Below are 9286 nucleotides of genomic sequence, written 5' to 3' on the forward strand. Positions count from 1 at the left end.
GCCGACATGTGATCACCCCGTACAAAGGCCGCAACAAACCCGAGTCCCAGAAGGACGCCAACCGCGCCAACGCCCAACTCAAGACCTGGCACATCCTCCGCAAACTCCGCAGCTGCCCCCGCCGCGCCGGTCGCCTGGCCAAGCCATCCACGTCCTACAGAACCACGAAGCCGCCACAGGATGAAAAGGGCTCACTGCTGTACAGGAAATCAAGAGGCCGCCCATTCTACTGTGGACGGCCTTGAGTTGCTGTGGAGCTGGCAGCACGACATGAGAACTCTGTTGTGGCAGCTCAGAGAACTGAGCTGCCACTCACACTCAAAGGCCGTCTCCTCTCACGGAAGTGGCCGATGGAAGGAACTTGAGGGCAGGATTGACCCCGCAACCTCCGCATGAACCCGCCATTCGACGCTGATGAGCGGCTTTGACGGGCCGAGTGCACGCCGCCATCGAGTCGAACCTCATGTCAGTGGCGGCCAGGGCACTGCTAGAGTTGACCTTCTGAATCTCGCGACCAACCACATGTACGATGGGAGGACCCCTCGGGTCGCGGCCATAAACCTGCGCCTGATCGCCTGCGGCATAGGCTGTCCGCGCTGTCTCACGATTTCCTGAGACGCTACCAACGCGCGACTTCACACCAAACGAAATCAGCAGACAAGTTTGTCCAACTGCGACACGACCGCGCTCCAGCTCGCAAGAGCTGCGGAAACGGCCGCCAATGCGCCCACGGTGATGGTGATTCCACCGATGATCAGCACCGGGACACCGATAATCGCCGCAGCGGCGAGCAGTGTCAGCACTCCGGCCGAACCGATCGCGAAGATCACCGTGGCCACGACGAGCGCCTTCGTGCAGGTGGGGTTGTCAGCTGCCGTGCGCGGGTTCATCGGGGCGGTGGTAACTGGGGCAACCGTCACCCGACCTGCGACGACGCGAGTGCCGTAGCGCGCACCATCCTGACCTGTGATGATCGCTTCGCGGCCGGCGCGCCACTCGTCGGCGACGCTCTGGGCATGCCGGGAGGCGACTTGAGCGGGGCGTGAGACTGCGGGGGCCGCGTCCGCAGTACCGGTCGCGATGGTAACCATCAAACCTGTGAGCGCTACGGCGACCGCAGCATTGCCAATGCTACGAAAAATGGGACGCACTATCACTCCCTACTGGGAACAGGACATGTGTGAGGACACAAGGATGTCCGCGTTAATGCGTCGTGTCAATGCCTTGATCCTGAAGTCTCAAGAATGACGTGCATCACTATCAAAACTGCACCGTTCAGCATAACTGCAAATGCGCCACCTGCTCGAATACCATCTTCGATGACGTCGAAAGAGTTATCGAGCCATTCCGCGTAACGGGTCGTCGCTTTGGGTGATCATGTTGTGCGGTCGTGCTCGATGTGGAGGATGACGAGCGCCGCTGCGACGATGGCTCCGACCGTCCACGGGCAGAGGCTCGTTGCGCAGGGCTTTGAAGGTGGCCTTGAGCAGGGAGTTTCCGCGTTCACCAACCGCGCGTTTCCGTTGTGGGCCTTAGTTATGGCTCTTCTGTTCCTCGGTGAGTTCGCCGCCCTGGGGTTTCTTGATCGCGTTGGTGATGGTGTCGGCTACGCCTTCGTAGCCCAGGTCGCCGAGTTCGGGCAGGGACTCGGCGGTCCAGGTGCCAGGGCAGGGAGGAGTTCGGGGTGCGCGCAGTGCGGTGGGTTGTGGTCGCGGCCTGGACGCACGCCGGAGGTCCACAGTGGCCAGCCGTCGGGTGCGGTGATGACCTGGATGTTCCCGCCGTGGTTGGCGTGTTTGCCCGACCACCAGAGATCCACTCCTGTGGTGGGACCCTGGGGTGCGGCAGCGGTCGGTCTCGATGAGCGTGCCGTCGATGCTGATGTGGGAGTGGCCGGCCATCTTCGCCGCCAGCAGCGCTGATTCCAGCGCCGGGGCGCGGGCGGCGAGGACCGCGATGCCTTCGTGCAGGTAGTCGTAGGTGGTGGACTTGCTGATCTGGTTGCCGGTGGCCAGTTGCCACACCCGGCTGGCATCGAGGAACCAGCGCAGCACCAGGACCGCCTTATTGAAGGGGCTGAGCATCCGGGTGCCGGTGCCGCGACGTGCGCGTTCGACCTGCAGCAGGCCGGATAGGAACAGCACGGTCTGGTCGCGCACCGGCAGGGCAGCGGTGTATGTAACGCTCATCGAGCGCGGAACCTCGGTGAAGTTGATCTGTGGAAGGATCGTCTTCATACTGCCGTTTCGCGTCTTTCCGTTGCACCACAACAGGTCTGCGTGTCACCAGGCGCTGCTACGCAACGTCACCGCGGTTACGCGGAAAGCCTCACTGTGTCGAGGCGTGACGGAGCCTGCAACGGTCAGATCGCTCCTGTCGTGCAGCACCATCCTGACCAGATGGACACCACCTCGCGCTCGCTTGAGTCCAGTTTTGGAGTCACATGAACCGCAGGCCCGTTCCATCTCGTGTCTCACTGTGGACGATTCTGCACCTGCGACGGAAGGAAACGCATGACTGGACCGCGGTGGGACCAACGAATGCGGCAGATCGACCACCTCGCCAGAAGCCTGATCCTTGAAGATCTGCAGTCCGCCAGGGCGTTTGACGAAATGCGGAACGGCGGTGTGGACGGTCGACGGCTCGCTGATCTTCAGGCGATGCTCGGTGAATGGGCGGACGACCTCAAGAGGATTACGGTCAGTGACCTCCGCCGAGATGAACGGGATCTCGTCGAGGACCGGGTGAGCGACATCGTGAACAATGATGCCCTGCTCACTCAATCAGTCGAGCTCGACCTCCTTCAGCCTCCAGATCGGATTCTCGACAGGTCGTATCGAGACTTCGACCAGGGTAGTACCGAACCCGACCCCGAGATCGACTACGAACTGCCCAGCTACGATGACACCTTCACCACTCAGCTGCTGCCGGAGGAACGGCGGCAGCAGCTCGATCAGCTGGCCAAGAGCATGGTGCTGGCTGACCTGCAGAGGAGCGATGACTTCAACGCGTTGCTTGAGCAGGTGTCCCCAGAGGAGTTGTCTCGGCTGGAGAAACAGTTCGAGGGCGTTGTGGCCGGGCGCGCCAGCCTGTCTCTCGACGATCTCACTGACGCCGAGCGGCTGTACGTGGATCGAGCAAGGACGGAGGTCGTTGATGAAAGCACCTTGCTGACCCAGGCGCTCTTAGATCTGGACGACGATCTGGATTCAGAGATCGCCGAGGAGATCGAGCAGGTGGATGATGTTCACCTGATCTCCCAGTACGACTATCTGTGGGAACATTCGGAGTGGACTGCGCATGGGGACTTGTCGGTCGCTGAAGCTGCACATCTCGTGTCACCGCAACACGATCCGTTTCAGGACAACTATTATACGGTTTTGCCCACCAACTACGAGACCAGCCTGAACGACTCCAACAACGTGGCCCATGCGGCTCGGCTCGTGTCGCCGCGACCAGGGCATAACACGCCACCACCTCTGCCGCCGAAGCCCGTCGAGCTGCAGTTTCAGGGACCTTCGCTTCCGCCCAAACCGATCGATTTGGTGCCGCCTCCCGTCCCTCCGAAGATTCCCATCGAACGGTCGTCAGCTGACTTCAGCCCTGACTCAGTGGCTGCTGCCGCGTGGTCTCGTTCGCCTGGCTACGTTTCAGGCGAGGCGAGCGTTGGTGTCGCTTCGAGTGCCGCGCCCGCTGCATCCGGTCCAGCCGCCGCCCCTACGCGCCAGGCCAGGTGAGCGAGACGCGGTGACTTCAGGCAAGTGGTACCCATCGTTCCTAGACACCGTTGATGGCAGGTACGCCCGCTCGACCACTCTTCTCGTTAAGCACTGGGAGATGCCTGCTGTCAATTCCCTCGAATCGTGGAGACGGTGTTATGCCACTTCGGCTCTGGGCTGGGCCGTTGATGCCGACCGTGCTCGTGCCATCCGGTGCTCGAACGGGATCGGGGCCGGCCCGTCGTTGGCGCTGTGTCTCCGGGTGGTGTTGTAGAAGTCCGCGAGATCCAGGTCGCGACCTTGATGCGGGCCTCGGCGCGGGTCCGGAAGTGCTGCCGGTGCACGAACTCGACCTTGAGCGTGCTGTTGAACGCCTCGGCGACGGCGTTGTCCAACGCGCATCCGACCCGGCCCATCGACTGCACGATGCCCAGCGACCGGCAGGCGGCGGCGGTCGCGGCAGCGGTATATTCGGCGGATTCAATCGGTGGATGCAACACCGGTGCCTTGGACTGATTGTAGGTGGTCCTCGAGGGCCTCGGCGGGTGTCTTCCAGCCGAGTGTCTTGCGGGGTCGCGAGTTGAGCGTGGCGGCGACCGCGGCGATGTCTTCGGCGCTCCAGCGGGAGAGGTCGGTGCCTTTGGGGAAGTATTGGCGCAGCAGGCCGTTGGTGTTTTCGTTCGTGCCGCGCTGCCAAGGAGAGTGCGGATCGGCGAAGTAGACAGGCAGCCCGGTCCGGACGGTGAATTGGGCGTGTGCGGACAGTTCCTTGCCGCGATCCCAGGTCAGCGATCGGCGCAACAGTTCGGGAAGCGTGGTGATGGCCTTCGCGAGGGCGTCGGCCATCGTGATCGCGCCGTAGCCGGCGAGCGCCGGGCCGTTCTTCGTGCGCGGGATGACGCCCCGCCCTTCTTCGCGGGGAAGGTGGACGAGCATCGTGAACCGGGTTGTCCGCTCGACGAGAGTGCCGATCGCGGAGCGCTGGAGTCCGATGACGAGGTCGCCTTCCCAGTGCCCAGGCACGGCGCGATCATCGGCCTCAGCCGGGCGCTTGGCGATCAGAACATCCGGGGTGACGTGTGCCCATGCCTTCTGCCTCGACCTCGCACGCGGGACCCGCCGAGCCCGGCCTGTGCGCAGACAGGCGACGAGCTCGCGCTTGAGAGCACCACGCCCCTCGACGTAGAGGGCCTGGTAGATCGCCTCGTGGCTGATCCGCATGGACTCATCATCCGGGAAGTCGTGCGGAAGTCGCTTCGCGATCTGCTCCGGGCTCCACGCCTGGACCCAGGCCCGATCACCACGATGGGGCTTGTTCCGTCCCTTCCACGCCGGGCCGTCAGGACCGATCACGGTGCCGCCGCCGTCACGGACCTCACCGGACAAGCGTCGCTGGACGTAGTCACGCAGCCGCTCGTTGACTACAAGTTTGGCGATCTTCGGTCGCTTCGCACGCCGCTCGGAATGCCATTGCGCCGTAGACGCCTTGTAATCCAGGTCGTAGGTCCGGGTTGAGGCGTTGCGGCGCAGTTCCCGCGAAATCGTCGAGGCATCCCGGCCAAGCCGCCGGGCGATCTCGCGCACGCCGAGGCCTTGAGCGCGCAACAGCGCGATGTTCTCGCGCTCGACGAACGACAGGTATCGGCCGGGGACCGTTGTGGACAGTCGTGGATTCACCCCGCCAGCGCGACGGAACCACCGGTAGCCGACCGGAGCCGACACGCCAGCCGCCTCGGACGCCTCATCGGTCAGCACCCCCACCAGCGATCGCCGCCCAAAACCTCACACGATCTTCGCGCCAAGCCACCGTCGGACGTCCCGGCGACGGCATCTGCCCGCGGTACTCCCGAACCCGCTTTTGCTTTGGTCCAGCCATCATTCCACCCCTCGATCAGAGTGTTGCGACGACCGATTGAATCCGCCTTCCGACCCGCGGTCGGTATGGAAAACCACCCCGTCGACATCCCCGCCCCGGATCGCGGCGGCCATCCGCAGGGACGCCACGACCAGGGCCGCGTCGTGGTGTTCGGACATGGCGTGGCCGAGCATCCGACGGGAGAACAGGTCCTCGGTCCTCGGTCGTCTGCCCTGCCGGGTCAGCGACCGCCGCCGCTTCGGCGGACGTCCGGCGAGGCCGAGCTCGGCCATCCGCGCCGCGACGGTGTTCTCCGATACGTTCATGAGCGCTCAACGCCACCGCGGCCTGACCGAGCAAGCTGCCGACGCCGCCGTCGACCAGGCCTGCCGCATGCTGCGCCTGCCCACCATCCGCACCCAGTTCCCCGACATCGCCGACGCCGCGGCGCGGGAACAGATGTCCTACCGCGGGTTTCTGGCCGAACTGCTGATGGCCGAGTGTGACGATCGCGCCCGCCGCCGGTCTGAGCGGCGCATCAAGGCTGCCGCGTTCCCCCGCGAGAAGTCGTTGCGCGCCTTCGACTTCGAGGCCAACCCTCATGTCGACCCCGCCGTCGTCCACACCCTGGCCACCTGCGAATGGGTCCGCAAAGGCCTGCCGCTCTGCCTGATCGGCGACTCCGGCACCGGCAAGTCCCACCTGCTGATCGCGCTGGGCACCGAGGCCGCGATGGCCGGTCTCCGGGTCCGCTACACGCTGGCCACGAAGCTGGTCAACGAGCTCGTCGAGGCCGCCGACGACATGGTCCTGACCAAGACCATCGCCCGCTACGGCCGGGTTGATCTCCTCTGCATCGACCTATGCGGACTCCGGAACTATGCCGAACATCGTGCCGGAACACGTGGCGGTGGCTGTTGTCAGTGGTGCGGGTTTTGGCATAGTCACAGGGTGTTGAGGAACGCGAGGACTGTGTCGGTCGGTTGATAGCGGCCGGGTCGCGCGGTCGCGGGGGTCGTGAGGGCGGATCCGCAGCACGCCTTCGGTCCAGTCGATGTCGTCGCGGTCGAGGTTGATCGCCTCGCCGATTCGCATGCCGCTCGCGGCCAACAGCCCGATGAGCGTGTGATAGGTAGCCGCCCGCAGTCGTGTGTCCATCGCGGTTGCGGCGGTCAGCACCGCGGCGATATCGGCGTCGGAGTAGATGAACGGCTGGCGCCATCGCTGGCGGTGCGGCAGCAGCCCCAGCGGCGGCACTTCGGTGTCGGGGTCGATGCCGCTGAGATATCGGGCGAAGCCGCGGACCGCGGTCATCCGCCGCGGTGCCATGGTCGTGACCTGCTTGCCCTGGCGGTGCTGGATCCAGGCCAGTGTCGCCTGGATCGTCACGGTGCGCTGTCCACGGTCTTCCAGGAAGTCGACGAAGTCCGGTAACTGCCAGGCGGCCTCGGCCATCTGGTGTCCCCCCGGGGAACGACGCAGCCGCAAGTAATCCTCCAGGGCTGCTCGAAGCACGCTCACCGAACCGCTCCCGGCCACGGCTGTGCGACGTCCCGCAGCGCGGCGAAATCGACTTTGGCGTAGAGCGCCGTGGTCGCCAGGTCCTGATGCCGCAGCACCTGGCCGATCGCCATCAGGCCCGCGCCCTGGCGTAGCATCTGTCCGGCCAGGGCGTGCCGCAGCCGGTGCGGCCCCACTCTCGCCAGGCCGGCTCGCAGGCAGGCCCGCTCGACGACATCGCCGACCAGGTCCGCCCTGATCGGTCCGCGCGGAGCACGGCACGTCAGGAACAGATGGCGGGCATGCTGCCGGGGCCGGTCGCCGGAAAGGTAGGAGACCAGCGCGTCGCCGACCTCGGCCGGCAGCGGAAGGCGGTCTTCGCGCCGTCCTTTGCCGCGCACGACAATCTCCCCGGCCCGCCAGTCCACGTCACCCAGCTCCAGCCGGGCCACCTCGATGGAGCGCAGGCCCAGCCGCGCGACCACCGTCAAGATCGCGTAGTCGCGGACGCCGACGGCGGTGTCCGCGGGCAGTGATCCAGCAGCAGCTGGATGTCGGCCGCGGCGATGGTCGGCGGCACCGTGGCAAAGCGCCAGCCGCCGACTGGGGGCACAGCTCTTCCGAGCCGCAGAGGTATGACACCGCGCAGGTGCAGGAACCGCATCAGGGCCCGCAGTTCGGCTACGCGTCCCTTGGCTGACCCGGCCGAGACTCGTGCGCATTCCCGCAGCAGGAACGCATTCAGGTCCGCCCCGCTCAACCGCGCCGGGGTGAGGTCCCCGCCGGTCATCGCCTGCTCGGTCAGGAAGCAGCGGGCGGTGTTCTCGTAGCGCAGCACCGTGGCCGCTGCCAGGCCTCGTTCCTTCTCCATCCAGGACCGGAATTCTTCCAGCAAGGTCTTCAGAGGTGTCGGCGCCGACTGCGGCCGGGAAACTGCTCCGCTCTCGCGAAGAAAGGTCAGCAGCGGCGCCATCCCGCGTATCCCGGGAACGCGACGCCGGGCAGCGCGACGGACGGCCAGGAAGTCCTCGAGTCGCTCCTCGCTCAGTTCATTGACCTGCAACCCCGCTGCTGACAGCCACAGCCCGACCTGCCCAAGATCCTGGAGCATGTTCCTGATGGTCTGCGACGTATATCCGTGATGCGCCAACCAAGACCGATAGCCCTCAACTTGCGGCGCGAGCAGACCGGCCGTCCTCCGTGGCGTTCCAGACATGACCTCGCCTCCGTTCCGGAGCGCCATGCCCCGACATCGAAAGCGTCAGCCGTCCCCGCAACTATGTCGAACAACCACAACCGAAGAGGTCAAACAAACCCACCGCAGGAAGGGATTCCGTAGTCAACACCCTGGTTTGTCGGCATAATCCCGGAGTCCGCATAGGTCGATCTATGTGGATGTCCGCATAGATTGACGAGCTGGGCTACATGGAACTCGACCGCCGCGGCGCCGAACTGCTGTTCCAGGTGCTGACCGAGCGGGAGGAGAAGGCGTCCGTCGCGATCGCGTCCAACGAATCGTTCGGTGGCTGGACGAAGACCTTCACCGATCCCCGGCTCTGCGCCGCCATCGTCGACCGCCTCACCTTCGGCGGCAACATCATCGAAACCGGCACCGACTCCTACCGCCTCACCCACAGCCGAGCCCGAGCAGACGACCATGACCAGCAACAACCCAAGCCCGCACAGCGGCGATGACACCTTCGACCTCATCGACGACGCCCTGGCCACCCTCGCCGAGCGCCGCCGGACCTGGCTCGGCGACGACCTCGCCACCATGACCTTGGTCGCCAGCCTCATCGACCAGGCCGAGCGCTGCCTGCCACAGCTCGTGCACAACGCCCGAGCCAACGGCCACACCTGGCACGAGATCGCCCACGCGCTCGGCACCAGCCCCGACGACGCACAACTCCGATTCGACCCCGAGTCACCCATCACCGACAGCCGATGGCCCCACGACTACTGACCACCGACCGATCGGAGTGCGGTCACTGATCATCACTTCTCACCAACATTGATCATGCAGTTGATCGGCAAGTGCGGTCACAACACACGAACATCCGCGGTCACTTCACACCGTCACAGCCACGTGGTGTCTCTGGCGGTTTCGGGGCCTGCTGGTCAGTTGCTCGGCGGCTTCGTTGGTCTGGCGCCGGCAGGTCGTGGTGGAGACGTCGAACCCGGCGCTCATGTCGGCGGACGGCTCGCCGTTGCG

Annotated in this window: 8 protein-coding genes and 4 pseudogenes; 5 read left to right on the plus strand and 7 right to left on the minus strand. The window is 65.1% G+C overall.

From position 1 onward, the window contains the following. A pseudogene (locus FKR81_RS42760) lies at positions 1-184 on the plus strand (IS5/IS1182 family transposase); the annotation flags it as partial. A gap of 466 nt (positions 185-650) precedes the next feature. Here the strand turns inward: FKR81_RS42760 and FKR81_RS42765 are convergent. Both FKR81_RS42765 and FKR81_RS42770 read right to left on the minus strand, forming a co-directional pair. Further along, entirely contained in the window at positions 651-1091 is a 441-nt protein-coding gene (locus FKR81_RS42765) for a hypothetical protein (RefSeq protein WP_146361290.1), read from the minus strand. Positions 1092-1375: 284 nt separating this feature from the next. Then, a pseudogene (locus FKR81_RS42770) lies at positions 1376-2189 on the minus strand (transposase family protein). Between the two features lie 351 nt (positions 2190-2540). On the opposite strand from FKR81_RS42770, the gene FKR81_RS42775 reads away from it, so the two are divergent. After that, positions 2541-3737 carry a hypothetical protein gene (locus FKR81_RS42775; RefSeq protein WP_146361292.1) on the plus strand — a complete coding sequence of 399 codons (1197 nt, stop codon included), beginning with the start codon at positions 2541-2543 and terminating at the stop codon, positions 3735-3737. Positions 3738-3847: 110 nt separating this feature from the next. Here the strand turns inward: FKR81_RS42775 and FKR81_RS46190 are convergent, their stop codons facing one another. The 3 genes and pseudogenes from FKR81_RS46190 to FKR81_RS42790 form a co-directional block, all read right to left on the minus strand. After that, on the minus strand, positions 3848-4219 hold the full coding sequence (locus FKR81_RS46190) for an integrase core domain-containing protein (RefSeq protein WP_146361294.1): 372 nt from the start codon (positions 4217-4219) through the stop codon (positions 3848-3850). Then, a pseudogene (locus FKR81_RS42785) lies at positions 4200-5595 on the minus strand (IS30 family transposase). Before FKR81_RS42785 ends, FKR81_RS46190 begins: the two are co-directional and overlap by 20 nt. Continuing rightward, positions 5595-5900, minus strand: a complete 306-nt coding sequence (locus tag FKR81_RS42790; protein WP_146361296.1) for a transposase family protein — start codon at positions 5898-5900, stop codon at positions 5595-5597. Before FKR81_RS42790 ends, FKR81_RS42785 begins: the two are co-directional and overlap by 1 nt. Between FKR81_RS42790 and FKR81_RS42795 the strand changes: the two genes are divergently transcribed. Next, positions 5899-6561: an ATP-binding protein gene (locus FKR81_RS42795; RefSeq protein WP_222598618.1), complete on the plus strand. Its 663-nt coding sequence runs from the start codon at positions 5899-5901 to the stop codon at positions 6559-6561. The two genes, FKR81_RS42790 and FKR81_RS42795, sit on opposite strands and share 2 nt — an antisense overlap. Before the next feature lie 530 nt (positions 6562-7091). Here the strand turns inward: FKR81_RS42795 and FKR81_RS44720 are convergent. Together FKR81_RS44720 and FKR81_RS44725 are read right to left on the minus strand one after the other, a co-directional pair. Next, positions 7092-7559: a tyrosine-type recombinase/integrase gene (locus FKR81_RS44720; RefSeq protein ID WP_235922243.1), complete on the minus strand. Its 468-nt coding sequence runs from the start codon at positions 7557-7559 to the stop codon at positions 7092-7094. Between the two features lie 2 nt (positions 7560-7561). Then, complete coding sequence (locus tag FKR81_RS44725; protein ID WP_222598620.1) at positions 7562-8185, minus strand: site-specific integrase; 624 nt, start codon at positions 8183-8185, stop codon at positions 7562-7564. A 296-nt stretch (positions 8186-8481) separates the two neighbouring features. Between FKR81_RS44725 and FKR81_RS42810 the strand changes: the two are divergent. After that, positions 8482-8769, plus strand: a pseudogene (locus tag FKR81_RS42810) (ATP-binding protein); the annotation flags it as partial. Then, entirely contained in the window at positions 8732-9037 is a 306-nt protein-coding gene (locus FKR81_RS42815; RefSeq protein WP_146361300.1) for a hypothetical protein, read from the plus strand. The pseudogene FKR81_RS42810 and the gene FKR81_RS42815, both read left to right, overlap by 38 nt. Positions 9038-9286: the final 249 nt, after the last annotated feature.

The sequence above is a fragment of the Lentzea tibetensis genome, from assembly GCF_007845675.1.
GTDB lineage: Bacteria > Actinomycetota > Actinomycetes > Mycobacteriales > Pseudonocardiaceae > Lentzea > Lentzea tibetensis.